The 23,336-nt window shown below is 39.6% G+C and carries 30 protein-coding genes and 1 tRNA gene; 12 read left to right on the top strand and 19 right to left on the bottom strand.

Features of this window, described 5'->3' with window-relative positions:
- Genes pilM through ruvX form a run of 3 tightly spaced genes read right to left on the bottom strand, consistent with a single transcriptional unit; the run spans position 1 to position 2,501 of the window.
- Positions 1 to 1,086: a pilus assembly protein PilM gene (gene pilM, locus WC631_03455; protein ID MFA6227502.1), complete on the bottom strand. Its 1,086-nt coding sequence runs from the start codon at positions 1,084 to 1,086 to the stop codon at positions 1 to 3.
- Positions 1,087 to 1,132: 46 nt separating this feature from the next.
- Positions 1,133 to 1,747 carry a DedA family protein gene (locus WC631_03450; protein MFA6227501.1) on the bottom strand — a complete coding sequence of 205 codons (615 nt, stop codon included), beginning with the start codon at positions 1,745 to 1,747 and terminating at the stop codon, positions 1,133 to 1,135.
- Position 1,748: 1 nt separating this feature from the next.
- The gene (gene ruvX / locus WC631_03445; GenBank protein MFA6227500.1) at positions 1,749 to 2,501 is read right to left on the bottom strand and encodes a Holliday junction resolvase RuvX; all 753 of its coding nucleotides are present in this window, start codon (positions 2,499 to 2,501) and stop codon (positions 1,749 to 1,751) included.
- Positions 2,502 to 2,548: 47 nt separating this feature from the next.
- Between ruvX and WC631_03440 the strand changes: the two genes are divergently transcribed.
- Positions 2,549 to 2,782: a DUF5652 family protein gene (locus tag WC631_03440; protein ID MFA6227499.1), complete on the top strand. Its 234-nt coding sequence runs from the start codon at positions 2,549 to 2,551 to the stop codon at positions 2,780 to 2,782.
- Between the two features lie 239 nt (positions 2,783 to 3,021).
- Here the strand turns inward: WC631_03440 and WC631_03435 are convergent.
- Positions 3,022 to 3,108: transfer RNA gene (locus WC631_03435), tRNA-Ser, on the bottom strand.
- 94 nt (positions 3,109 to 3,202) lie between these two features.
- Positions 3,203 to 3,523, bottom strand: coding sequence for a hypothetical protein (locus WC631_03430; GenBank protein ID MFA6227498.1), 321 nt, complete (start codon positions 3,521 to 3,523; stop codon positions 3,203 to 3,205).
- 82 nt (positions 3,524 to 3,605) lie between these two features.
- On the opposite strand from WC631_03430, the gene WC631_03425 reads away from it, so the two are divergent.
- A complete protein-coding gene (locus WC631_03425; protein ID MFA6227497.1) occupies positions 3,606 to 3,770 on the top strand; it encodes a hypothetical protein in 165 nt (54 codons plus the stop codon).
- A 100-nt stretch (positions 3,771 to 3,870) separates the two neighbouring features.
- Here the strand turns inward: WC631_03425 and recJ are convergent, their stop codons facing one another.
- Entirely contained in the window at positions 3,871 to 5,610 is a 1,740-nt protein-coding gene (recJ, locus tag WC631_03420) for a single-stranded-DNA-specific exonuclease RecJ (GenBank protein MFA6227496.1), read from the bottom strand.
- Between the two features lie 62 nt (positions 5,611 to 5,672).
- Between recJ and WC631_03415 the strand changes: the two genes are divergently transcribed.
- Positions 5,673 to 6,107 (top strand): nucleoside deaminase, encoded by a 435-nt coding sequence (locus WC631_03415; protein MFA6227495.1) that lies wholly within the window; start codon positions 5,673 to 5,675, stop codon positions 6,105 to 6,107.
- Positions 6,108 to 6,111: 4 nt separating this feature from the next.
- A complete protein-coding gene (locus tag WC631_03410) occupies positions 6,112 to 6,513 on the top strand; it encodes an HIT domain-containing protein (GenBank protein ID MFA6227494.1) in 402 nt (133 codons plus the stop codon).
- A gap of 80 nt (positions 6,514 to 6,593) precedes the next feature.
- Here the strand turns inward: WC631_03410 and WC631_03405 are convergent, their stop codons facing one another.
- Together WC631_03405 and WC631_03400 are read right to left on the bottom strand one after the other, a co-directional pair.
- Positions 6,594 to 7,517, bottom strand: a complete 924-nt coding sequence (locus tag WC631_03405; GenBank protein MFA6227493.1) for a hypothetical protein — start codon at positions 7,515 to 7,517, stop codon at positions 6,594 to 6,596.
- A gap of 590 nt (positions 7,518 to 8,107) precedes the next feature.
- Complete coding sequence (locus WC631_03400) at positions 8,108 to 9,709, bottom strand: YifB family Mg chelatase-like AAA ATPase (protein ID MFA6227492.1); 1,602 nt, start codon at positions 9,707 to 9,709, stop codon at positions 8,108 to 8,110.
- A gap of 186 nt (positions 9,710 to 9,895) precedes the next feature.
- Between WC631_03400 and WC631_03395 the strand changes: the two genes are divergently transcribed.
- Positions 9,896 to 10,132, top strand: a complete 237-nt coding sequence (locus tag WC631_03395) for a hypothetical protein (protein MFA6227491.1) — start codon at positions 9,896 to 9,898, stop codon at positions 10,130 to 10,132.
- A 51-nt stretch (positions 10,133 to 10,183) separates the two neighbouring features.
- Here WC631_03395 and WC631_03390 read toward each other — a convergent pair whose 3' ends face one another.
- The 6 genes from WC631_03390 to WC631_03365 all read right to left on the bottom strand — a co-directional run bounded on the left by WC631_03390 (position 10,184) and on the right by WC631_03365 (position 16,080).
- Positions 10,184 to 10,543, bottom strand: coding sequence for a TraR/DksA C4-type zinc finger protein (locus tag WC631_03390; protein MFA6227490.1), 360 nt, complete (start codon positions 10,541 to 10,543; stop codon positions 10,184 to 10,186).
- Between the two features lie 35 nt (positions 10,544 to 10,578).
- On the bottom strand, positions 10,579 to 11,631 hold the full coding sequence (locus WC631_03385; GenBank protein ID MFA6227489.1) for a hypothetical protein: 1,053 nt from the start codon (positions 11,629 to 11,631) through the stop codon (positions 10,579 to 10,581).
- A 184-nt stretch (positions 11,632 to 11,815) separates the two neighbouring features.
- A complete protein-coding gene (locus tag WC631_03380) occupies positions 11,816 to 13,954 on the bottom strand; it encodes a polyribonucleotide nucleotidyltransferase (protein MFA6227488.1) in 2,139 nt (712 codons plus the stop codon).
- A gap of 683 nt (positions 13,955 to 14,637) precedes the next feature.
- Positions 14,638 to 14,916, bottom strand: a complete 279-nt coding sequence (locus tag WC631_03375) for a type II toxin-antitoxin system mRNA interferase toxin, RelE/StbE family (protein MFA6227487.1) — start codon at positions 14,914 to 14,916, stop codon at positions 14,638 to 14,640.
- 1 nt (position 14,917) lies between these two features.
- On the bottom strand, positions 14,918 to 15,187 hold the full coding sequence (locus WC631_03370) for a type II toxin-antitoxin system RelB/DinJ family antitoxin (GenBank protein ID MFA6227486.1): 270 nt from the start codon (positions 15,185 to 15,187) through the stop codon (positions 14,918 to 14,920).
- 128 nt (positions 15,188 to 15,315) lie between these two features.
- Positions 15,316 to 16,080 carry a helix-turn-helix domain-containing protein gene (locus tag WC631_03365; protein MFA6227485.1) on the bottom strand — a complete coding sequence of 255 codons (765 nt, stop codon included), beginning with the start codon at positions 16,078 to 16,080 and terminating at the stop codon, positions 15,316 to 15,318.
- 361 nt (positions 16,081 to 16,441) lie between these two features.
- Here WC631_03365 and WC631_03360 point away from each other — a divergent pair, with 361 nt between their 5' ends.
- Both WC631_03360 and WC631_03355 read left to right on the top strand, forming a co-directional pair.
- Positions 16,442 to 16,999, top strand: coding sequence for a hypothetical protein (locus WC631_03360; GenBank protein MFA6227484.1), 558 nt, complete (start codon positions 16,442 to 16,444; stop codon positions 16,997 to 16,999).
- 135 nt (positions 17,000 to 17,134) lie between these two features.
- On the top strand, positions 17,135 to 17,527 hold the full coding sequence (locus WC631_03355; protein MFA6227483.1) for a hypothetical protein: 393 nt from the start codon (positions 17,135 to 17,137) through the stop codon (positions 17,525 to 17,527).
- A gap of 68 nt (positions 17,528 to 17,595) precedes the next feature.
- Here the strand turns inward: WC631_03355 and WC631_03350 are convergent, their stop codons facing one another.
- The 3 genes from WC631_03350 to WC631_03340 all read right to left on the bottom strand — a co-directional run bounded on the left by WC631_03350 (position 17,596) and on the right by WC631_03340 (position 19,425).
- Positions 17,596 to 18,120 carry an NYN domain-containing protein gene (locus tag WC631_03350; GenBank protein MFA6227482.1) on the bottom strand — a complete coding sequence of 175 codons (525 nt, stop codon included), beginning with the start codon at positions 18,118 to 18,120 and terminating at the stop codon, positions 17,596 to 17,598.
- A gap of 209 nt (positions 18,121 to 18,329) precedes the next feature.
- The gene (rpsO, locus tag WC631_03345; GenBank protein ID MFA6227481.1) at positions 18,330 to 18,593 is read right to left on the bottom strand and encodes a 30S ribosomal protein S15; all 264 of its coding nucleotides are present in this window, start codon (positions 18,591 to 18,593) and stop codon (positions 18,330 to 18,332) included.
- Between the two features lie 46 nt (positions 18,594 to 18,639).
- On the bottom strand, positions 18,640 to 19,425 hold the full coding sequence (locus WC631_03340) for a hypothetical protein (GenBank protein ID MFA6227480.1): 786 nt from the start codon (positions 19,423 to 19,425) through the stop codon (positions 18,640 to 18,642).
- 144 nt (positions 19,426 to 19,569) lie between these two features.
- Here WC631_03340 and WC631_03335 point away from each other — a divergent pair, with 144 nt between their 5' ends.
- Together WC631_03335 and xerA are read left to right on the top strand one after the other, a co-directional pair.
- Positions 19,570 to 20,199 (top strand): hypothetical protein, encoded by a 630-nt coding sequence (locus WC631_03335; GenBank protein MFA6227479.1) that lies wholly within the window; start codon positions 19,570 to 19,572, stop codon positions 20,197 to 20,199.
- 90 nt (positions 20,200 to 20,289) lie between these two features.
- Positions 20,290 to 21,249: a site-specific tyrosine recombinase/integron integrase gene (xerA, locus tag WC631_03330; GenBank protein MFA6227478.1), complete on the top strand. Its 960-nt coding sequence runs from the start codon at positions 20,290 to 20,292 to the stop codon at positions 21,247 to 21,249.
- Between the two features lie 64 nt (positions 21,250 to 21,313).
- Here the strand turns inward: xerA and WC631_03325 are convergent, their stop codons facing one another.
- Both WC631_03325 and WC631_03320 read right to left on the bottom strand, forming a co-directional pair.
- The gene (locus WC631_03325) at positions 21,314 to 21,793 is read right to left on the bottom strand and encodes a hypothetical protein (GenBank protein ID MFA6227477.1); all 480 of its coding nucleotides are present in this window, start codon (positions 21,791 to 21,793) and stop codon (positions 21,314 to 21,316) included.
- Positions 21,794 to 21,798: 5 nt separating this feature from the next.
- Entirely contained in the window at positions 21,799 to 22,161 is a 363-nt protein-coding gene (locus WC631_03320; GenBank protein ID MFA6227476.1) for a hypothetical protein, read from the bottom strand.
- 149 nt (positions 22,162 to 22,310) lie between these two features.
- Here WC631_03320 and WC631_03315 point away from each other — a divergent pair, with 149 nt between their 5' ends.
- From WC631_03315 to WC631_03305, 3 genes are all read left to right on the top strand, one after another.
- Entirely contained in the window at positions 22,311 to 22,544 is a 234-nt protein-coding gene (locus WC631_03315) for a hypothetical protein (protein MFA6227475.1), read from the top strand.
- Positions 22,545 to 22,776: 232 nt separating this feature from the next.
- On the top strand, positions 22,777 to 23,055 hold the full coding sequence (locus WC631_03310; protein MFA6227474.1) for a hypothetical protein: 279 nt from the start codon (positions 22,777 to 22,779) through the stop codon (positions 23,053 to 23,055).
- Positions 23,027 to 23,269 (top strand): plasmid stabilization system, encoded by a 243-nt coding sequence (locus WC631_03305; GenBank protein ID MFA6227473.1) that lies wholly within the window; start codon positions 23,027 to 23,029, stop codon positions 23,267 to 23,269. Before WC631_03310 ends, WC631_03305 begins: the two co-directional genes overlap by 29 nt.
- Positions 23,270 to 23,336 lie beyond the last annotated feature (67 nt).

Raw genomic sequence — 23,336 nt, 5'->3', positions numbered from 1 at the left:
TTATTCTTTACAAGGCATGGCGAGACCTATTGCAGTAGCATAATCTAGTGAATCGACAAATCCGAGTGTTGGCAGAAATTTATCTGTGTCTATAGCATTTACCCAGACATTAGCTAGAATAGTCTCTATTCCAAGACTTTGACTAATATGATTTAGAAATCCTGGCAAGGCAGCGCTTCTGCCGCAGAAAACTATTTTACGAGGTTTATCAGACCTAGAGGTCTCTGTATTTGCTGTTTGAGTTAACCAGTATGTATTGAATTTCTCTATTTCATCCTTAAGTATAGAGTATATATTTAAAAGAGAATCAAATGCTTCAACGCCAAGATTATCATTTAAATCTAGAAACGAAAGTGGTATTTTATCTGAAACTGAATTATCTTTATTTATTCTCTTTAGACAGCTAATCATACTGGACTCACCCACAGAGACAACAGATGAGAAGCGAACTCTTCCACCAATAACAACAGATAAAATAGTAGAATCTCGTTTAATATCAACCACTAATACTGTGACATTATAATTACTTGGAACGATTGCTTTTGCAGCCATTTTCGACTCAAGTTCAAAAGACACTATCTTTAAATCGGCTAGCTCGAATACCTCAAGATAGTTGTTTATCATCTGTCTTGAAATCACAGAAACACCCAAAAACATATCATCATTACCGTCTTCTTTACCATTTACGATTTCATACTCAAAGACAGCCTCATCTACTTTCAACGGAACATTTTCTTCAAGCTTAAATTCTAGTGCTGACCTTATCTCGTTTTTATTAAGCCTAGGTATCACTGTATTAAAGATATAAGTCCCCTCTTCCGGTATAGAGACCCTAACAAAATCGCTAGAAATCTTTTCTTTAACCACTTTCAATGCCTGAACTAACGCGTCCCTATTTAAAATCTGTCCGTCCTTAACAGTATCCTGCCCAAGAGAGACCTCGCCAAAATTGGAAAGGATTGTTCTACCTCCTTCGTTTCCAAATTCTACAAATCTTATAAATTTATTCCCAATCTCAATACCAGCAGATGACATTGCAAGGTATTCCGGAGGGCAACAAATTCTTTTTAAAAAATCAAACTTCATAAAAGCTTGTATAATTATATCTTTTTTAAGAAAAAATGGAAATGTACTACTTTAGCTTTCTAGACGACTTGTACGCTTCAACAAAAATTGGAATTATTGAAATAATTATTATCAAAGATACTATCGGTAAAATATATCTATCTACGTTCGGTACAACATTTCCTAGTATGAAACCACCCAAAACCATAAGAAATGACCACAAAAATCCACCCACTATATTATAAGTGATAAAATTCCTATATTTCATGAGGCCGACACCAGCCAATATTGGTGCAAAGGTACGAATAATCGGCATAAATCTGGCTAATATTATTGTTTTATTGCCATATTTTGCATAAAATATTTGTGCCCTTTCAACGTGTTTCTTATGGAAGAAAATGGAATCTTCTTTTGTAAAAATTTTTGGACCAACTTTTTTACCAAACCAGTATCCAAAACTATCGCCGAGAATTGCCATAAGAAAAGATCCGAATAAAAGTATATAAATGTTTAGGAAACCTTGCGAAGCAAAGAGTCCAGCGGTGAAGAGAAGAGAATCGCCAGGAAAAAAGAAACCGAAAAAAAGCCCGGACTCGGCAAATACAATAGATAGAACCCCAATGAGTCCGAGAGCTTTTATTATCGTGATTGGATCAATAATATTAAAAATGTCTTGTATCATTTTAACTTAGTTCTGTCCCCTCTTTTATAAAATCCGGAACTTCCATGATAGCGAGACTATCACCAGTATGTGCAGCAAGAATCATACCGTTACTCTGAAGTCCCATCATTTCCCTAGACTCAAGGTTGGTGACGAAAGCGACTTTCTTTCCGACAAGTGTCTGATAATCAGAAAAATACTTGGCGATCCCAGAAAGAATCTGCCTTGGTGTGCCTTCTGCGAAATCGACAGAGAGTTTCAAAAGCTTATCAGAACCGGCAACCGGCTCGACAGAAAGTATTTTCCCTATTTTCATCTCGACTTTTTTGAAATCGTCATAAGTTATTTTTTTGTCGGCAATTGTCGCCTCGGCTTGCTTTTTTTTCTCCTGTCTATTTTTTTCTTTATCTAAGAATGTCTGCAAAATTATCGAAGCGGCAGAAGCATCGAGCATTTCTGTCTTACCAAAAGTTTTCTCTACCTGCATCGAAGACATAAATTCTGGTTCAAGTGAAATTGGTAGTTTAATAAGACCAGATAGTTCTCTCTTGAAAGAAATTATCTTGGGATTTATTTTGTTTTCTTCACCTTTGTAATTTTTCGATTCTCCCACGACGATAGCCTCCACTTTGTTTTCTATACAAAATTCAGATATTCTTTTAAAAAGGTCAGTGTTATTCTCAAAGACAATCTTGGGAAAGGCTACCTTTCCATCATTGTCAGATATGGCTATCCCTACCCTTTTCTCTCCATAATCAATTCCTAAATATTTCATGAAATCATTCTACACTATTTTTTAAAAAAGTGATATAATTCTACATTATGGATACACAATTAAACGCAGCGCTGTCGGCATATTTTACAGCGCACCCGTGGATAGTCTTAATAATAATTTGGTCCATCATTTGGAAACTTATCGCTTTGTGGAAGGCATCCAAAAATGATCATCTCGTGATTTTTATCATTTTGGCTTTTCTAAACACAATAGGTATCGCAGAGATAGTATATCTCGCATATCTTTATATAAAAGAGAAAAAACAAACTCAGAATATTTAACAAAACAAAAAACACCGATAATAAATATCGGCATTTTTTGTTAATGCGGAAGAGGTGAGATTCGCCCGCACCTCTCATCCTCGCCGTCGCTCGGATTCGGGTTGGGCACCGGCTCGTGCCTGTCGCGTGCTCGCGACAGACTCCGCTTCGCTCCGTGTGCTCCGCCGTTCGAATCTCGGCAAGCTTTCGCATAGTTAACAAAAAATACCGATATTTATTATCGGCATTTTTTGTTAATGCGGAAGAGGTGAGATTCGAACTCACGGGACCCTTGCGAGCCCTCCGGTTTTCAAGACCGGTGCTTTAAACCACTCAGCCACTCTTCCCTGACTTCAATAATCTAACTTAATTTTTCAAAATTCGCAAGCAGAATAAAAATAATAGCGACAAACCCTCCATAGGATTTGTCGCTATTTGATCTCATTTTCCTCGTAACACTATAAGCGCTAGTGAGCCATTAAATACCAGGCCACCCCATGCAAGTATCGTACCAATGAAACTCCAATCAGAGGCCAACAACGTCAGCACACACGCCAGAGCCGTTACAGCCCAGACATAGAATGTACCACGAATTGGTTCTCGGATCATATCTATGTAGAGAGGTGTGCCAGCAACCGTCATGGCGACAACTCCAGCAAGTACCCCAACAGATGCACCCTGAGTTTGCCAGAAATATGCCGCGATAACCGTAGCCACAGCACACACAGTCTCCTTGTAAGACCATGACCATTTGCCACGCACGAGACATAATGCGGTGACTGCAGTCGCCCCAATCGTGTAACTCAACGGTAACCACATAGGCTTACCAGAGATAACGGTCGTGATGAGCAACATCACATCAAGCACGGTCCAGAGAACCCAACTTGCTATGCTTGGCGCTTCCACTTTCTTGACCAAGATCTGCCAAGCAAAAAAGACAAGATTTGCACCAGAGATGATACCTCCAGCTATCCCAATGATTTCTTTCAAAGAACACCGCCTTCCCTAAATTTAAAACGCAACACTATGTTGTATTTTGTGTCCTAAAAGGATAGCAGACTTGCGTATAAAAGTCAATAGTGAAATGAACTTAGTATATTAGCCGTAAATTAGAAAATATCTACAATCCTAAGCCGTATCTCTGCCCTACCACGGAAAGTGCTTTTTTCTATATTTGCGAGTAAATCTACTTTTTCACCGACAGCTATTTTGGTGCCAAAGTCTTCTGGCTTTGTAAAAAAGCCAATCGCCGATACCTTGCCACCTTTTTTATTTTTAAAAAGTAATTCCAAATGCTCATTATTTTTCCCGAAAATTCTTACACCAAATATTTCCACTTTTTGAAATGCAAAAATCGGTTTTGTATTATTCATACCAAAAGGTGCGAGTCTCGCTAATTCTTTTTCCAAATCATAATTGACATTATCAATATCAAGCACGAGATCGGCGATTATTTCTTTTAGAGAATCACTTTTTATACTTAGTTTTTCATAAGCAAGCTCGAGACCGTCCGCAAGCAAATCTATTTTCTCAAATGCGACAGAAAATCCGCCCGACGCCGAATGCCCGCCGTATTCATCAAAAAGGTGCGCGGTATCTTTCATCATCTCTACTATATCCACGCATCCGTCCGACCTGCAAGAGCCCTTCAAAGTCCTACCCTCCTCCCTACCCCAAAGAAAAACTGGCCCGTTATGATCGTCTAAAAGCGAATTCGCCACAAGCCCGAGGAGCGACGGCTTCCAATCCGGATTTCCGGCGACAAGCACACGGCGTTTCTTCTCCGGATCTTTTTCATTCCAATGTTTCCTGATTTCTTTTACCATTTGCGCCACGATTCCCTTCCTCTCGCTATTTATCTTATCCAAATGCCGTGCCATCTTGTCTGCTTCCACTTCATCTTTTGTTGAAAGTAAGATAAAAGCATCTTCTGGCTCACCCATCCTTGATGCGGCATTGATACGAGGAGAAATCATAAAGCCGATATCGTCCTCGGTGATATTTTTCTGATCGATTTTCAAAATAGAGAGAAGTTTTTGAATTCCCGGCCTCGGCGATTTTCTCAAAACTTTCAAACCATAATATGCAAAAAGACGATTTTCTCCCACAAGTGGCACCATATCTGAAACTGTCGCAATACCCACCATATCGAGAAGCCATTTCTCCCAGCCGAGCTTAACACCATATCTCTCACCGTATTTTTGCAAAAATGCCTGCACAAATTTAAAAATAACGCCTGCCCCGCAAATATTTTTGTCTGGATATTTACAATCTGCACGCTTCGGGTCAAGCACTGCCACCGCTTCAGGAAGCTCTTCCTTCGGCAAATGATGATCTGTAATTATCAAACCTATTCCAAGCTTTTTTATTTTCTTCGCTTCTTCAATATCAGCAATACCGCAATCTATTGTAATTATCAAATCAACTTTTTCTTTCGCAAATTGGTCCACAGCTTCATCATTTAAACCAAAACCTTCAAGCACTCTGTGAGGAATATAACTTTTCCAACTGAAAGTTGGTCCGCCTTGGGCGGAGAGATTATCCGATATTTTTTTGAATAAATCGTGTAAAACCACTGCTCCAGGGATACCGTCTGCATCATAATCGCTATAAATCACTATTTTTTCTTTTTTCTCGATGGCGGAAAAAACTCTCTCCACTGCTTTGTCCATATCTTTCATCAAAAATGGATTATGATTCCCAGAAAAGTCGGGGTTCAAAAATTCCCTAGCTTCCTCGGCCGTCTTTATACCTCTATAAAAAAGCAACTTGCGCAAAAGCTCCGGATATTCCGCCAGATTTTTACTATATTTCTCCTCTATTTCCTCTCTTACCGAAGAATTCTTCATAGTTTCATTATACTTGATTCCCGCCTACACGGGAATAACAGAAAAATGTTATAATTTTCGGTATGAATCATCCAGATAAAAAAATAATGCAAGAGGCGATAGATTTCGGCCTAAAAAATTCTACTGTCGGAGTAATAATTACCGAGGGAGAAAAGATAATTATAAAGACAGGTGGAACAATATACTCTGATTCACATGATGCAACAGGACATTCTGAAATTGTAGCGATAAGAAAGGCTTGTAAAAAACTGGGTACTAATAGGCTTAGTGATTGTTGGATATATTCTACTTATGAACCTTGCCCGATGTGTATGTCGGCAATTTGCTGGGCTAGGATGAGAGGTGTGGTTTACGCAGCAAGCCAAGATGATAGAAACGAAAAGTGGAAACAAATGATTATAATCCCAGCAAAGGATATTATTGAAAAATCAGAACATAAGCCTATACTAATAGAAGAGTTTATGAGAGAGGAAGCTAAGGAAATATTAAAATACTAATGAAATGAAAGACCCAAATTGCATTTTTTGTAAAATAGTGGCTGGAGAAATACCGGCGGAAAAAGTCTATGAAGATGCCGGCTTTCTGGCTTTTATGGATATAAGACCGCTTTCTCCTGGCCACGCCCTTGTAATACCGAAGGAGCATTATAGATGGGTTTGGGATCTGCCCGCAGGCAGACAAGTGTCCCCAAATATCGGAGAATATTTTGAAGTTGTGAGGAAAATCGCTCTGGCACAGAAAAAAGTTTTCAATATTGATATGGTCCGTTGCCAAATCGTCGGTGAAGAAGTCCCCCACGCGCACATCTGGGTGATTCCTGATCCAAAGACGACAAGGGGGGATAAAAAGGATTTTAAGGGGAATAAAGAGAAAATTATAGAAGCCTTGATAAATATAAAATAAAAGGCTACCTACACTGGAAATGTAAATAGCCCTCGTAGCTTTCTTTCACCTTACAGCGAAAGGAATTCAAGAGACAAGTTTCAGCTTTGCGGGAAGAACCCAGAGGCGGAACCGCAGTAGCCGCCCGCATTGCTGACACCACACGCGTCGAACTCCACCCCGTCGTCGCGGAAGCCGAAGTAGGGCGCGAGCGAGAACTTACCATCGCCATCCGGACTCCACTCGTCGCCACTGCAATCGATCCAGAGATCGTCGTAATTCTGCAGGCGATTCGGATGCACCAAAAACATGCAACCGACAGCGAAGGCTCCAAAACCGAACTCGCCTTGCTTCGGCATGACTGCGAGCGCCCGACGAACCGAACGTCCCCGATGACGCAGACCAAACTGGCCGGCGACAATCAGAATATCCGGATTGCCTTGCTCTTCGGCGATATTCTTCCATGCCTCGAGGGATCGAGCCGACTGGCGCAGATGCGCTTCATCGATCGAACCTTCGCGGTAGTTGTACAACCGCCCGCGAGCTTCCTTGATCATGTCGAGCACCTTCTGCACGGCTTCGGCATAGGTTTTGCCAAAGATTTGCGGATTCTTCATCCAATTCGGAATGGCAAACCATCCTTCAGCGAGAGGTATACCGGCAATATTGCCGAGACCAAACTGATGGACGATTCGCGAGTCTTCTGTTCCAGCCGGAGCTGAACCCAGATCTGGGAAAAACACATGAAGTAACTTGCACTGAATATACACTTCGTCTGGCTTCTTGTAACCCGAGAGGTAGCCGTATTTCGACGGCACTTCTTCTCCCTTGAACTCGTTCGGGACACGATTCTCCGCGATATAGCGATCCACCAAGCCTGATAGACCGGGTGTTTCATTTACACGCTGGGCTTCTTCTTGGCTAAGGCCCGCCCTGTTGTAGGCCGCAGCACAGATCGCCATGAACTTCATACCCTTCGGATCCCGATCGGTCACTACTGACGGAGCCAATGTTTTTGTTGACATCGGAGCCATCCTTTCTTTCTTCTGCGTTATGCCAGATTTCGCTCTGACGTTAGCGTCTTGTCTCTTTTTTAATGAGATTAGATTTTTATAACCAATATTTTGGTCACAAAAATCTAATCTCACTATCTTTCAAGGAGCTATAAATCTATATAAAAGCATATCATATTATGACAGTGCGTCAAGGGATTTGCCCCTCCATAAGCGAGCGAGGATTTGCATTGAAAATATTTTTGTTAGGGGTGGCAATTCGGAGGTCTCACCTCCCCAAGTAGTAGAGCAAGCTCACTACGGGGCAGGCAAAATTACCAGAGAGGAGAGACCTCCAAATTCTGTAAGCGAGCGAATATCACCATTTTTCATCATTGCCGAGAACCCCAAGTAAAATCAGAACACTTCTCAGTATCTGCAAGTCTACGACCGAGTATCACCACTTTTCTGTGTCCGCAGGCGAGTTTGCCGGTACGGCGTGGTGTAATTTTGTTGAAAGTATGTCTTGAAACAAAAGTATACCACGACGGAAACCGCCGAGGATTAGGAGAATTTCCGCTGGGAAATTCTCCGCACAGAAAAGTGGTGATGCGAGGGAGTTCTTATTGATTCCTCTTCGGCCTATACTGCAACGCCTCCAAGATATGATTTGTCTTTATACTTTCACTCCCTTCAAGATCAGCAATGGTTCTCGCGAGTTTTATAACCCTGTGATATGCACGAGCAGAAAGATCTAGCTTTCTTGCGGAAGAAATTAAAATACCTTTAGCTTTGTCTTCCAAGTCGGCAAGTTTCAAAATATCTTTGGCTTCCATTTCGCTATTTGTGCGAATTTTTCTCTTTCCAGCAGTAAATCTCTCTTTTTGGATTTCTCTCGCTTTTGTCACCCTCTTTTTTATATCGGCCGTCTCTTTTTTAATATTTTCTTTCTCACCGAGCTTTTCATAATTTATCTGCGAGACTTCCACCCACATATCTATTCTGTCCACTATCGGCCCAGAGATTTTCCTCTGATATCGAAGCAAATCTGTCGGCTTACAAATACACTCTTTTGTCTTTGAGCCAAAGTTTCCACAAGGGCACGGATTCATGGCGGCGATGAGAATAAAATTGGCAGGGAAAGCATGTGAACCTCGGGCACGAGAGATAGTGATCTCCCCTTCTTCAAGTGGTTCACGGAGTGCTTCAATAACTTTCCTATCAAATTCTGGAAATTCATCCAAGAAAAGCACTCCGCCATGAGCAAGTGTCACCTCCCCAGGCTTTGGCACTGTGCCTCCACCGACAAGTGAAACATAAGAAGAGGTATGATGTGGTGCGCGGACGGGAGGTTTCGAAATAATATCTTTTTTCAGATTTCCAGACACAGAATGTATGGCTGTTATCTCCAGTATTTCATCGAAAGAAAGTGGTGGAAGAATATGACTAAATGCTTTTGCAAGCATTGTCTTGCCTGTCCCCGGTGGCCCATACATAGCGATATTGTGTCCGCCAGCGGCGGCTATTTCAAGCCCTCTTTTGGCAGTTTCCTGACCTTTGATTTCACTAAAATCTATTATAGCTTCGTCTTCTTCTACGAGAATCTCTGTCTGCGGTTCTGGATTTATTTTCTGCGAAATAAATTCATCTTCTGCTTCAAAAGTCTCTGGGTCAATTTCTCTTGACTTCCCTTTTCTTGGAGCATCGCCTTCATCCAAGTGGCCGATTATCTGCCCCAGATTTTCTGCACCATAAATATTTATATCAGAGACTAGCGCTGCTTCTTTTGTATTCTCTTTTGGCAAAAAGACCTCCTCAAAACCTCGCCTTTTTGCCTCTGCCACAATCGGCAAAACGCCATTTATTTTCCTAAGTTTGCCATCAAGAGAAAGCTCGCCAAGAAAAAGTTTCTTCTTTGAATCAAATTTGATCTCCCCATCCGCCAAAAGGTATGCAAGTGATATGGCTACGTCAAAAGCCGGACCTTCTTTGCGAACATCTGCTGGAGCTAGTGAAACAACAACTTTCTGATTCTTATTTTTAGGAGATTTGTAACCGCAATTTTTAATAGAAGCCGAAACTCTATCACGTGACTCTTCTACTGCTTTATCTCCGAGGCCCACAATAGAGAAGGAGTGTAAACCTTTTGATAAATCAACTTCTACATCAATAATTTCTGCACCCAAACCGACGGTCTGTGCGCTAAAAGTTTTTGCAAAGGACATGATTGATTTTTAATGAGTGAAGCGAATATAAAAATCATCACCCCGTGAAATGCCGACGTAGATGGCATATTTCACTGGGGTTGATCGGATAAATCCGCTTCAATTAAATTGAATAACAAGAAATATTATATCATATATAAAAGTGGATTTGCCTATATTTTATATAAGAGTTATTATAGTTGTATTATGAATGAAGAAGTCGGGACAAAATTGCCAGATGCTGAAGAAAGAGAGAGAATAGAGAAATCTCTTATTACTGTAAATAGAGAGATTATTGATTTAGAAATGGCTTTATTAAAAGCGATAAGAGATAAAAAAGATACATCAACGATTAAGGCTAATATTGAATCGGCTAAAAAGGCAAAAGATAATCTGGAAAGACAAATGGTTGGGGATGGAATGTTGGATGATTTTCCAATGTAAAAGAAAAATACAATGGGGGGGCGCTTCGCGCCCCCCATTGTATTTTAAATATTATTTCGTATGCTTTATACAATTCTTCGCGCTCGGATTCGCTTCTAGTCTTGCCTCTGGAATTTCTTCCCCGCAAACACTACACTTGCCGTAAGTACCGTCAGCAACTCTCTTCAGCGCATCTTTGATATCATTGTACTGATTCTCTAGTTTAGACAATACGGCACGATTCTCCTCGTAACTTTCAATATTGTCTGCCACATCATTTACATCTGCATGATCAGAATCTATTTCTGTCTCAACCGCTTCCCAGTCGGCTGGGTTTGAAGGATTCTTTCTCCCTATCGCTCTAAGTTCACCTTCTACAAGTTTAAACTCTTTTTCCAACTGTAATTTATATCTTTTTGTATCTATATTCATATAAGAAATTGTATCAGATTAAATAATACGAGCAACTACTGTGTAACCGTCTGTGCTTTCAAGCTTCTTGAAATTATTTCATTCAAAGTTTTTGTATTCGTAGTAATAACAATAGTATCTTTATCTATTATCGAATATAGGAACATAATGTTTCCGGAAGAATTTTTTACTACACGGCTATCTTTATTACTATATATCGCATCTTGAAATGTCGCTATTTCAATACCTTTTATCTGACCGCTTTGTATAATCGTGGGTAATGCAAATAAGGTCTTAAAATCTGACCAAAGATTTGTCTCCCAAGCAAGCATCCCAGAGAAAGAATTTTCGTAGGAACCTACTTTTAATATCAGAAATCTCTGATTTCCATTAAAATTATGCATTCCAAACATATATTCAGGTTTTAATGTCCTCAGTATTTCAGGGGGAGTGTGTGATTTTATAAGATATAAGAATTTTGTAGTATCTATAGTCTTTTCATTTACAGCTTGACCTTCGGTAAGATAAAGATTTTTAATACCTCCAAGTCGTATTGACGATTGTTCTACTCTTTCAGACAAAGTAGAGGCGATTCTATCTAAATTTAATCCATCCACATTTATCTTTTCATCAAGATCTGGAGTTATTATCATTGTTGATTTTACCTGCACAACCGGAGCTGTGTTTTGTCTATTTACCAAAAAGTATGGTACAGCAAATGCCAAGATGCCACCCACAATAAATATTGTACTGATTATTAAAATAGTATAATTCTTCTTTGCTGTTTTTTGTTCAAACTCGGCATTTTGTATTCTTTCCATCATCTTTTTGTTTTCAGCAAGAGCAATATTTATAGAAGAGAGATGTTGGGACTGTATTGTCTCTTCTACATCACTTTTAAAAGTCCTGATCATGGGTTTAGACTTTATACCTTGTTGCTCAATAAATGGCGCGTTGGTATTTATGGATCCTATTGGTGTTGATTGAGAAGCTGTAGGTATGTCTGTACTTAGATGAGGGTTCATATAAGAAGAAAGTTCGCTGGAGACAGCACTTTTGACTTCCGGAGATACATTATTTTCTTCAACTTTTTGATCTTCTGGATTCATGGTAGTTTATCAACTATATTATACTAAATTCAGGCGGGTTTGGCGAAGCCAAACCCGCCTGAATTTAGTTAATGAACGAAATACCGCCCTTTTTGGAAACTCTCGGAATGCGACGGCATGAGAGGGAGCAAATTTTCAGCAGAAAATTATGCGTGTTCCAAAAAGGGCGGTATTGAGTGAGTGTTTATTTCGCTGGCGGTATCGGCGTAGCCGCAGCTGGCGCACTAAACAATTTCGGATCCGCCATTTTGATAGAAAGACTTACCCTCTCTCTTTCATCTATACCCTTCACCATGATCGGCACCTTCTGCCCAACTCTCAGATATTTCTCAACTCTGTCCACTCTGAAAGGCGCAATTTCAGAAATATGCACAAGACCTTCGGTGTTATACCCAATCTTCACGAAAGCTCCGAATTCAGTGATCTTCACAACCTCTCCCTCATATCTCTCCCCCGCTTTGTATTCATGGGTCATCCCCTCAATAATTTTCTTTGCTTTTTCTGCAGAGCCGTCTTTTCCAGTACAATACACAGTGCCGTCATCTTCAATATCAATATCTGCACCAGTTTTTTCTTTTATTTCTTTAATCGTCTTTCCACCGCTACCGATTATTCCACCGATTTGTTCTTGTTTAATCTTTATAACCAAAATCTTTGGCGCACTCGAAGCAATATCTTTCCTTGATTCAGGGATTGCTTTCAAGATGACATCCAATATTTTTAATCTCGCTGCCTTTGCTTTTTCAAATGCTTCGGCAAGAGCTGGAATAGGTACACCAGAAACTTTCACATCCATTTGTATCGCTGTGACACCGCTCTTTGTCCCCGCAACTTTAAAATCCATATCTCCATAATGATCCTCTGGGCCTTGAATATCCGTAAGCACTTTATAATTCCCTTTATCATCCATCATAAGACCTGATGCAATACCAGCAACAGGTGCTTTTATCGGCACTCCTCCATCCATAAGAGCGATTGTGGAAGCACAAACAGATCCCATCGAAGTCGAGCCGTTTGAAGACATCGCTTCAGAAACAAGCCTTATCGTATAAGGGAATTTATCTTGTTTTGGAATCATTGGCTCAAGGGCTTTTTCTGCGAGGGCTCCATGACCGATCATTCTTCTATTTGTTCCACCCATTCTACCTGTTTCACCTGTTGAATATGGAGGGAAATTGTAATGGTGCATAAATCTTTTTGCATCATTACTCTCTTCCATACCGTTTATTATCTGTGCATCGCTTGGCCCACCAAGTGTTAGTGCGGTAAGAATATGTGTTCCTCCTCTGTAAAATATTCCAGAGCCATGAAGTATCGGCGAAATCCCGCCAGCTTGTGCAAAAAGAGGTCGGAGCTCATCTATTCCCCTTCCATCTGCTCTTTTATTATTTTTCAAAGCCTGCTCGTGTATCATTTCGTCCACTTTTCCTTCAAATAAAGATTCGGCAAAATGCGAATCAACTTCAGGAAGCTTTTCTTCTGCAAGTTTCATCCAAATATCCATTATTTCTCCTATTTTTGACCCGCCAGGAATACCACTCATTACATAGCTTTCGAGTTTTGGTTCAATTTCTGTTGCAAAAAGTTTTTTCACTTCTTCTGGCATCACCGGAGCTGGAATAGAAAGTTTTTGAACACCGATTTCTTTTATGACGGACTTCTGCCATTCATTTATTTTTTCAATTTCTTCAGATGCTTTTTCCATGGCATCCACGATCACATTTTCCTGGGCTTCATCTCCGCCAAGCTCTATCATATTTATATTTCCGTCTTTTCCGCAGGCGATAAGGTCAATTTCATAATTTTCATTTTCTCTTTCTGTATATGTTGGGTTTACTTGGAAACCATCTGCTTTGTGTTTGCCGATTCTGACAGCTGAAACTGGCCCGTGGAATGGAATCTTTGAAACTCCAAGAGCAAGAGACGCGGCGACAACTCCAAGTACATCTGGATCATCCTCCTCAATGGAGAGAATCGTGACCACCACTTGTATTTCATTTCGAATCCATTGGTCAAAAAGCGGGCGGATAGTCCTATCTACCACGCGACCAGACAAAATAGCTTCGTCAGAAGGTTTACCTTCTCTCTTCATAAATCGGCTACCAAGAATCTGTCCTGAGGCATAAAACTTTTCTTCATAATCTACCGTGAGCGGAAGATAATCGCCCCCCATTTTTGGCTCCTTTGAAATAACAGCTGTCGCGAGGATAACTGTATTTCCGTATCTAAGCAAAACAGACCCATGTGCATTCTCCACAAGGTCATTGAACTCCGCCGACAATTTCTTGCCGTTGAGCTCCATTGAGAATTCTTTTTTTATCATATTTTTACTCTGTCATTCCGGTGACTTGCCCCGTGAAATTTGATTTGTTATTTCACTGGGGAGGCTGGAATCCAGAAAATTATAGTTTGCTCTCCAAATTTCAGATCAATCCACCTAAGGCGGATAAAACCTGCTTATTTAGAGACCAAACACACTACTAAAAGGCGGAAAATTGTGGCCTAAAACAAATAAGAATTTGTTCGGCCGATAGCAATTTTCCGCCTTTATATTAGCACGATTGTTTATTTTTATAAATTTGACAATTAGATATTGTCGTAGTAGTATCAATTTAGAAAAAGGAGGTCTTTTTATGACATTAGAAACAAGACAGGAAGTCGATCCCGAGCTTTTAGCTCAGCTGAACACTTGGGGAGAAGGCTGTACTGGAAAAGAGGATCACGGACCGAACCAATGTCCACATTGTCACCAAGATAGTGGGTCAAGAGATTTCATGGAAAGAGTTGTGGGTTACACAACCGATCCCCCATGGAGAGCAGACATCTGTTGGGATCTTGGAGCCTTTGTATGGCGATGTACCGCATGTGGAGGAAGATATTGGTCTCATATACATGCAATGTATGAGATAGAATGGGCGGTGAAAAGTCCAAAATGGCCCAAACAGACAACATAACAACCGAGGTTCGCCATGGCGAACTTCGGTTGTTTTTTTCTTATGCTCTCGCCTATTCAAACAAATCCGAATGACTGCCGATATTTGAAAGGGTTAGTGTCCCCAGAGTTTTATTAACTTTGTATATTAAGATTAAATCATTACAGACATGACAATCCCTGTACTCCGAAAGCGGTCCATTTAGTGCATGATCTTTGTATTTTTCATCTAATTTTTCCTCTTTCATTAATATCCCCACTAATATCATTAATTTATCTTTGTCGAAATTCCCTGATCTCATAACTTTCTTGAAAGCCTTTTTATACTGTCTAGAAAATACTAGTTCGAGCATATTATTTATTTAATGCTTTAAACATTTCCTCAACAGTTTTGTATCTTTTACCATGTTTTTCTGCCCATTCAGTTTCCTTTATAATCCTAGCCTCATATTCAGGAGTAAAACCATTCGCGGTTCTTGGTTGAAAAGGAATACCCTTCATCATCAAAGACTGACTATAAAACATCTTCGTAGCAGAAGAAATATCTAAACCAAGACTTTTATAAAGTTTGTGAATTTCCTTTTTTATTTTGTCATCTATTCTTATTTGAACTGTTGTAGTCATATTATTTATTAATTATCTCAATAACAATATAAGTATATACAATGTCATTACATTGTCAATACATAAGATGTGGACAAAATACAAAGGGGTTTTTGCGAAGCAAAAACCCCTCTTTGTATTTCCCCATACTAATCCCCCACACTTTCCTTATCTTCGAGCGACTTCCACATCACCTCAAACATCTCTTGATGCATTTTGATAATATTTTTATTTTCAATCACAATAGCCATTATCGGCGGAACGAGCTGGTGCACCACGGCTTTTTGCGGAGTTACGATCAAATTCGTCGTGAGTTTTGTCTCTTTTGGCAAAATCCTCGTCGTATAGTTAAAATTTTTCTGATATTTTTTTAAATATTGAGCATCTTCATTATCTTGAATAAGCATTCTTATCTTTATCGGTAATTTAGATCTCCTTTCGGTAAAATCCATAAAATAATCTCTATCAAGTGCAAACCATTTCTCTGCATCGGATACAATCAGATAATCTTCTCCATTTTTTATATCATTTATCAAACTCTCGTATACCCCCTTCACCGCTTCAAGTCCTTCATAGATTTTGATAAGAGACTCGCCACCACCTTTATTATAAATCTGCATAAAGTCGAGCAAATGCTTTTTGAATTTATTTTTTCTCTGTTCAAGTATTCCCTCCAGCTTTTCCGGACTTTCGGCAACAAAAAGACTTTTGAAACCTTTCAGTTCTACCCTGACAAGACCCTTCTCTTTCAATGAATCAATAACCGAATAGATTGTAGTCCTTTTTACATCTGAAGTTCTGGCGATCTTAAGCACTGGTGAAGGACCAAGGGAAACCATAGTAAAATACACTGCACTTTCATGCTCTGATAGCCCGATTTCCTTCAATATCTCAATGTAATGATTATTTTCCATATTCTGTCGATACAGTCGACAACATAAATACTATCATAATAGGCATATTTATGCAAGGTTTATGTATATTGACGACATTTTGGACTATTTTATAAAAGCAAACTACACTATATACAGAAAGATTAAGCAAGGTGCTTAGTCAAAAAAGCGTTCGTTAATAAAGCAAAATAGGTAAGGAGTATATTATGAAGGGCAAGGAAAACTGTCCTAAGAAATGCAAACGCAAGACTTTTCACTTTTGCATGGAATCAGGCACACATTGTGATAGACATTGCACATGTGCCTGTCCGGGCTGTGCAAGGAAACGTGAACTGAAAGAAATTCGCCACTTAATGAAAGAAATGAAAAAAGGAGGAAGGTTATGAGACATCTCAAGAGGGGTTTCTGCGATTATGGAGACAATCTATATTCTCTAGCAAGAAAGATGATTGGGAGGGCAAAAAAGCTCAATAACTCTGTCTGTATAAGGTTCAATGGAATCATTGTTACTGCTCACCCAAAAGGTAGTAGTGTTAAATCCATAGTGAGAAACTATGAAAAAGAATGGGGAAGATCTCCGGAAGGGAGAGCAGAAATCCTCAAGGAAAAAGCTGAGGACAGAAAATACTTAAGGCTCAAGAGGAAAGCCATTGCACAAGGCATTGTACCATTCAAAGTTCGTAACAAGAATCTTTGGGCAGAAATCGTCGAAACAAATAAAAGAGAGATGATGGGAATGCTTCGCTTTGCCTCCAGATGGGCGCAGATCATGGAGATTAAAATAGGAGAAGGCAAAAAGTTGAGCAGAATTGCAGGATGGGCCAGTCATAAGGTTGACACCGAGACGATATCTGGATTAGAGTTTAAATGCGCTTTGGATGTTCTATGCAAAGTATGGAAGTATGGGAAGGAGCTTGAAAGGCACTACTTCCGTGGATAACACATCAGCCGAGTTTCACTTCGGGGAACGCCTGTGGTTCCCCTTCTCATCAAACTCATCACTAAAACAAAAAAGTGGTGAGTTTGTAGGAAAGTATAGGACTTTTCTAAATGTTCTTTAACAAAAGGAGAAAAAATGAAAAAAATAAAATATCGATTTGGCAGAAAAGTATTTTATCTTGTTAATTTTGAGAAGATTATGCATGGAGTCAAAGAGGTCAGGCAAAAACTCATTAGTATAAATCTCGATCCATGTAGCGGTAGTTATCTCTCGATAATCCGTCGAAATTCATCGGCATTCGGCACCAAGAGATCATTTGCTACTATTGGTTTGATTGGCAGTGGTAAATACATAATACTGTTCGGCAATAGAAATCTACCAAAAGGTATCTATAGTCATTGTGATGAGGAGATGACCTTTCACAAGAGATTTTGGTTCGTGTGTAATCCTAGATTTCCAGGTCCAAGAGGAGTAAGTATGGTTTTGATAGTACCACAAAAAATTATAAGGGGAACAAATACTCCATAAACCAATCAGCCGAAGTGCACCATGGTGAACTTCGGCTGTTTTTTTATTCTTGAATCTTGAATCTGTGCCTACCTCTTCCCCCCTCCCGTCCCTAGCAAATATTTTCTCGGATTTACATCCAAATCCATAAAGCCATCTACGGCTTCTATGAGCTTGGCTGATGTTGATTTACCAAAGGAAACTACTTCCACTTGGCATCCTTGTTTGATTTTCAAATATTCTACAAGCGGAATAAAGTCTCCGTCGCCTGTGATCAAGACCACTGCATCCACTTTTGCTGAAAGTGATATAGCATCTATCGCCATACCGACATCCCAGTCTGCTTTCTTGGCTCCACCGGGGAAAATCTGTAGATTTTTTGTCTTTGTCGTGATACCAACCTTACCAAGAGCTTCGAAAAAGCTTTTCTCGTCTCCAGATTCTGTGGTGATGACATATGCTGTCGCTCTGATCAAAACTCTTCCATCCAATGCGTCTTTGACGACTTGGCCGAAGTTGACCTTGGCTCCATACAGATTCTTAGCTGAATGATATAAATTTTGTGTATCTATAAAAATCCCAACTCTCTGATTTTTGTGTTTTATTACTGACATGATTGATTTTTAATGAGCGAAGTGAATATAAAAATCATCACCCCGTGAAGTGAAATCTTTTAAGATTTCTCCGCCATAGGCGGATACTTCACTGGGGTAAATCGATACAACTACCCCGCTCTTTATTATAAAATTAATAATACCGACCTACTTACATTATAACACGATAAAATAAACAAAAATCCGCTCGAGGCGGATTTTTGTTTAAATTACTTTAGTCCCGTCTTCTTTGCTATCGCTGAATGCCTTTTTGGATAGTTCTTTGCCAAATATTTCATATGTTTCTGTCTGTCTGCCACCATACCTAGAAGACCTCTTCTTGAGTGATTGTCCTTGGCATTTTTCTTCAAATGTTTGGTCAATTCCTCGATTTTCTTCGTAAGCATAGCTATCTGGACCTCAGGAGAACCTGTGTCTGTATCGTGCATAGCGTGTTCGGCGATGACTTTTTGTTTCTTTATCTTTGTAAGCATTGTGGGGAGATTGTAGCATATCTGCCCAATATTTGCAACCCCTCATTTAAAGCCCCTTTTCCTTTCTGATCTCATTTAATGCCATTACTTGGTACTGATCCAATCCATTATTTACACCGGTTTTAAGAAAATCATCCATCTTTTTCTTATCACTCACGTACGTTTCTATTGCACGTTTATTAGGATCCTTACCATCAGCCCCTAATAAAGTCTCTACTGTCTCCCTAGCGGAGTCTGGCCATTGTAAAATCTTCAATGCCAAATCAACTCTTAGATTATATTCTGCAATAATGAAATCTGCCCCAATCTTTTTATCGATAGCTCCAGAACTTGTAAGGCCTTCAATAACCATTGCATTCTGAATTAATGGCATTTTCTTAATCATATCAGCGACTTTCTCCATCTTGGTGAGTCCTTCGGGGGTCATCCCTAGTATTGTCTCCACCTCTTTTCTGCTAATATCAAGCATTCTCCTATCATGTTCAGACATATTCTCCGGTATAGCCACCGAATCTTTTTGCACCTCATTATTTTGCGGTTGCATGGGTGTTTCGGTTTTCTCTTCCTGCGCAGATGCTGTTTCAACTTGCCCACCCCTCGTTATTTCATTGACCAAATCTTGTCCTGTAATTTCAAGCTCGCCCCCCTCCTCGACAATGATTTTATTTTTTGCGGCCATTTCTGTAACAGTAAGCTTGGCCCCCGCCTTCACAATTATTTCACATTTCAAAAGTTGCCCGACACGCCATTCTTGGCCAGTAGGAATACTATCCTTCACTTTCGCAAGCATATCTTTTTCCAAGGTCTCTTTTGGTGGCATTTCAAAATTCATATTTTTGTTTTATTAAAAATAATTAATATAGTAATTGTATAATATTTTTGATAGAAACACTATTAATAAAGATTTGACTTATTTACTAAATTTAAGTAATTTAACTAATAGATAGCACAACAAAAACAAGGAAAGGTAGAGAAGATGAAAGAAATGCACAGTGCAGTAGGAATATTGTCAGACTTGGCACACAGAGCGAGGATGACAGAAGATCATGGCAAAGACTATCGTGTCCAGACATTACTGGGGGTGATTATGTCTCCTGGGTTTAATCCACCCGGAATCACATACCGCAATTTGCTTTCGCTGATACGCTCCGGCACGGATCGTTCTTTCTCAAGATTCCAAATCATTCGTAGTAAAGATTTGGAAACGAGGCGAAAGCTACTTGAAATATTGGGTAGCTCCGGCGTGGATCAGAGAATTCGGGAAGGGCTTGTCGGACGCAAACGGATCTTCTCGACCACGGAAGGCAAAATTCGCTTGACCCTTGGTATGGATCCACGATGGAAAAATGTTTCCGATGTCAGGCGGAATCGCGTGAAAAAGTATTTGCCGACCATCGGAGATGCACTCGCCTTCTGGGCGAATGAAGGCCACCGGAAAGCTATCATGCGTGGGGAATGCTTCATTTTTCCTCACACACCTTTCGGTAAGCCTGGCCTTGAGATGGTAACGGAGATAAACTTCCGCCAAGGAGATGAGCCTGTGCTTATGGGGCGATTTGTAAACTTACCCTTTGAAGTGCGGGATCATGTTCTTTTGGTGGAGTGATGTTGGGGCGGCGTTTTCTTGGGGGTATTCACCCCCAAGAAAACGCCGCTTTTTTATTCTCTCTTTTAAATGCTATAATTATTGTGCGACATGAATTTACAAGAACTAAAAACTCAATTCCTTGAATATATTGAGATCGAAAGAGGACGGGCGTTGAAGACTATAAAAAACTATGATCGTTACCTAACGCTCTTCTTCAAACAAAGTAAGGTTACAAATCCGAAAGATATTACTAATGAAAAAGTGCGTGAATTTCGTATTTGGTTGAATCGCCGACCTGGAGCAAAAACTCGAGGGACACTAAGAAATTCCAATCAGACTTTTGTCAGTGATAATATGACCAAGAAAACGCAGAATTATTATCTGATTGCTTTGCGCATATTCTTAAGATTCCTAACTAGACGCGGTATCACTTCCTTGTCAGCAGATAATATTGAGTTGGCTAAAGTCGGCGAAAGATCAATAGACGTAATCTCTCAAACTGAATTAAAACGTTTACTCACCGCACCAGATAAGGAAGAAAATCCGGAGAAAAAAGCAAGGGGACATGCGATTTTAGAATTATTATTTTCCACCGGCCTTCGTGTTTCTGAATTGTGCTCACTAAAAAATGATCTGGATATAAAGATGGACGAATTTTCTATTCGCGGAAAAGGAGGTAAAGTACGCGTAGTATTCTTATCAGACGGAGCCAAATCCGCTATTAAAGAATATCTCGCTCTACGCAAGGACATGTCTGATGCTTTATTTGTAAAAGTCGCTGAAGAAAAGATAAAAGGCAAACCAGCAGCTGATCCGGATGGTGGTCTTACTAGTAGGACAATTGAAAGAATTGTAAAAAGATACGCCACAATAGCTGGAATAACAAAGAAAGTCACGCCTCATGTCATACGCCATTGCTTTGCCACGGACTTGCTTTCAAACGGTGCCGACCTTCGCTCTGTCCAGGCTATGCTCGGCCACTCAAATATCGCGACGACGCAAATTTACACACATGTTACGGATAAACACTTGCGGGATGTTCACAAAAAATTCCATAATAAATCATAAAATACAAAATGCGGGGTTTTGGCTTCGCCAAAACCCCGCATTTTGTATTTTAAACAAGTCCAGTTTACAAAATCATCAATACCCCACCCAATATTATCCCCGTTACCAAAAATAGATATTTAAAAATCTTTTCAGATAAAGCACTTGGTGTATAAATAACATTTATTACTGAATAGATAAACATGGCAATTAGTAAAAGACTAAAATAACTAATTGAAAGCGTTTTATTAATTGAAGCCACCATCAAGCCGATTGAGTTTAATATAAGAATATTTGCTAAGTTGTTTGTGAACCATCCAAAAGTGTCCCAGAGTTTTGTCTCATGCCAGTACGCTATTTTAGAGTACGCCAAACTAGAGACAAATAGGAGTGGGAAAGCGAGAGTTATCTGAGATATTAAATTCAAATCAAATCTATCTGGACTTAATGTCCAAATCAAGGTAAAGATAAAAAGGAGACTGCCCATCATAAAAGAATTTATTGTGAGTTTATTTGATGCTTTTGCAGCATTTGTCTCAAAGATGTTTTTCCTATTTGTATCCATATATTTTATTTCAAAAAATTAAATAATCTTCCCACCACCGGCAAGGGCTTCGTCTCTTTTTTCATCACATTCATCACGCCCGCGACGAGTAAAGCAATCACAGCTATCTGCCAAATCCAAGAGAAAATCATTCCTATTCCGAAAGGCAAAATCCCAAAGCCAAAATATCCTGCCATCGATACAATAAAAAGAATAATCCCCTGATTAATATGAAAATTCAAAAACTGTGTTCTATTCTTCACAAAAATCATAGGCAGAAAAAATATAAAATATCCGAGAACCGCCCAAAGTTTTTCATTATCAATCTGCCCACTCCCCGCCCCGCCGTTATTCTCCAATGGATTTATTATCTTCTGTTCTTCGTTCATAGTGGTGAAATTATATCATAAAAATACTACGTTCTTACGATTTGACTTTTATATTCAAGTATGATATACTCGTAGTACTGGTGAAATGATAGTAACCGGTCGGCTAGCAGTCCGCAACTGCAATGTTCGTTCAAGAAAAGGAGTGTCATATGACACTGAGTAAAGAGCGGGCTGGTGAAATCGCAGTGTTGGTTCTCCAAGACAAAATGGAGAGAGATGGTGGAATCCGTCTGAATCCAAAGGAAATCAGGCGAGAACTCACCAACGGGGCAAAGAAACTCGGCATCCTTCCTTCGGAAATGGCCGAGCTTGCAAAGATGTTTCTTGCAACTACTTATCAAAAAGTTGTTGCGGAACTCGACTCTATGATCGACGAAAAATGACCATAAACCGACAAGGTTTGGAAGCATAGCTTCCAATAAAAGGGTAATTCCGGTTTGTCATTAGCTGATCTGCTTCGGCCGATCCGCCTTACACAAACCCAAGAGAACAAGAACCTAACCTCTCGGAGGCTACCTGGGATACAGCCTCGACCCAGACCCACTTGCTTCGGCGGTGGGTTTTTTTATATTAAATGATTTGACTTTAAGTTTAACTTAAGATAAACTTGTCTATATGAATACATTGGTAAAAAACCACATAAATAATATTATTCCTTTTAAGGATTTCCGCGTAAATGCCGACAAATATATCAGGGCCTTGGAAAAAGGTATGTCTTTTGTGGTAGTCAAAAGGTCAAAAGCAATCTTTCGTCTGGAACCAGTGGGTGAAAAATGGGAGACTTTGATTGATTTTACAGAGGGAGGTAAAAAAGAAGGGATTAGGGTCGAGAAACTCATTTCTATAATGGAAAAATTTAAGAAGAATGAACAAAATAGAAAAGTTTCTCTCTAAAATTGAGAGTCGGAAAAGGGATATTATTCTCGAATTACTCTATAAGATAAAGACAGACGACCTAAGGGGTCTAGACATTAAGAAACTACAAGACCAAGAAAATTGTTTCCGCCTAAGAAAAGGAAAAATCAGGATAATCTATAAAAGAGATAGTGGCTACAATAATATTGTCTCCGTCGAATATCGATCAGAAAAAACCTATAGAGATTTCTAAAAAATACCGAGGCGGAACCTTAAATCCACAGAAAGGTTCCGCCTCGGTATTTTTGTGTTATTATTGT

This window comes from Candidatus Paceibacterota bacterium (assembly GCA_041663045.1).
Lineage (GTDB): Bacteria > Patescibacteriota > Minisyncoccia > Phycocordibacterales > GWA1-40-21 > Bog-1340.
The sequence above is the reverse complement of the archived record's forward strand: the minus strand, read 5'-3'. Positions and strand labels throughout refer to the sequence as shown.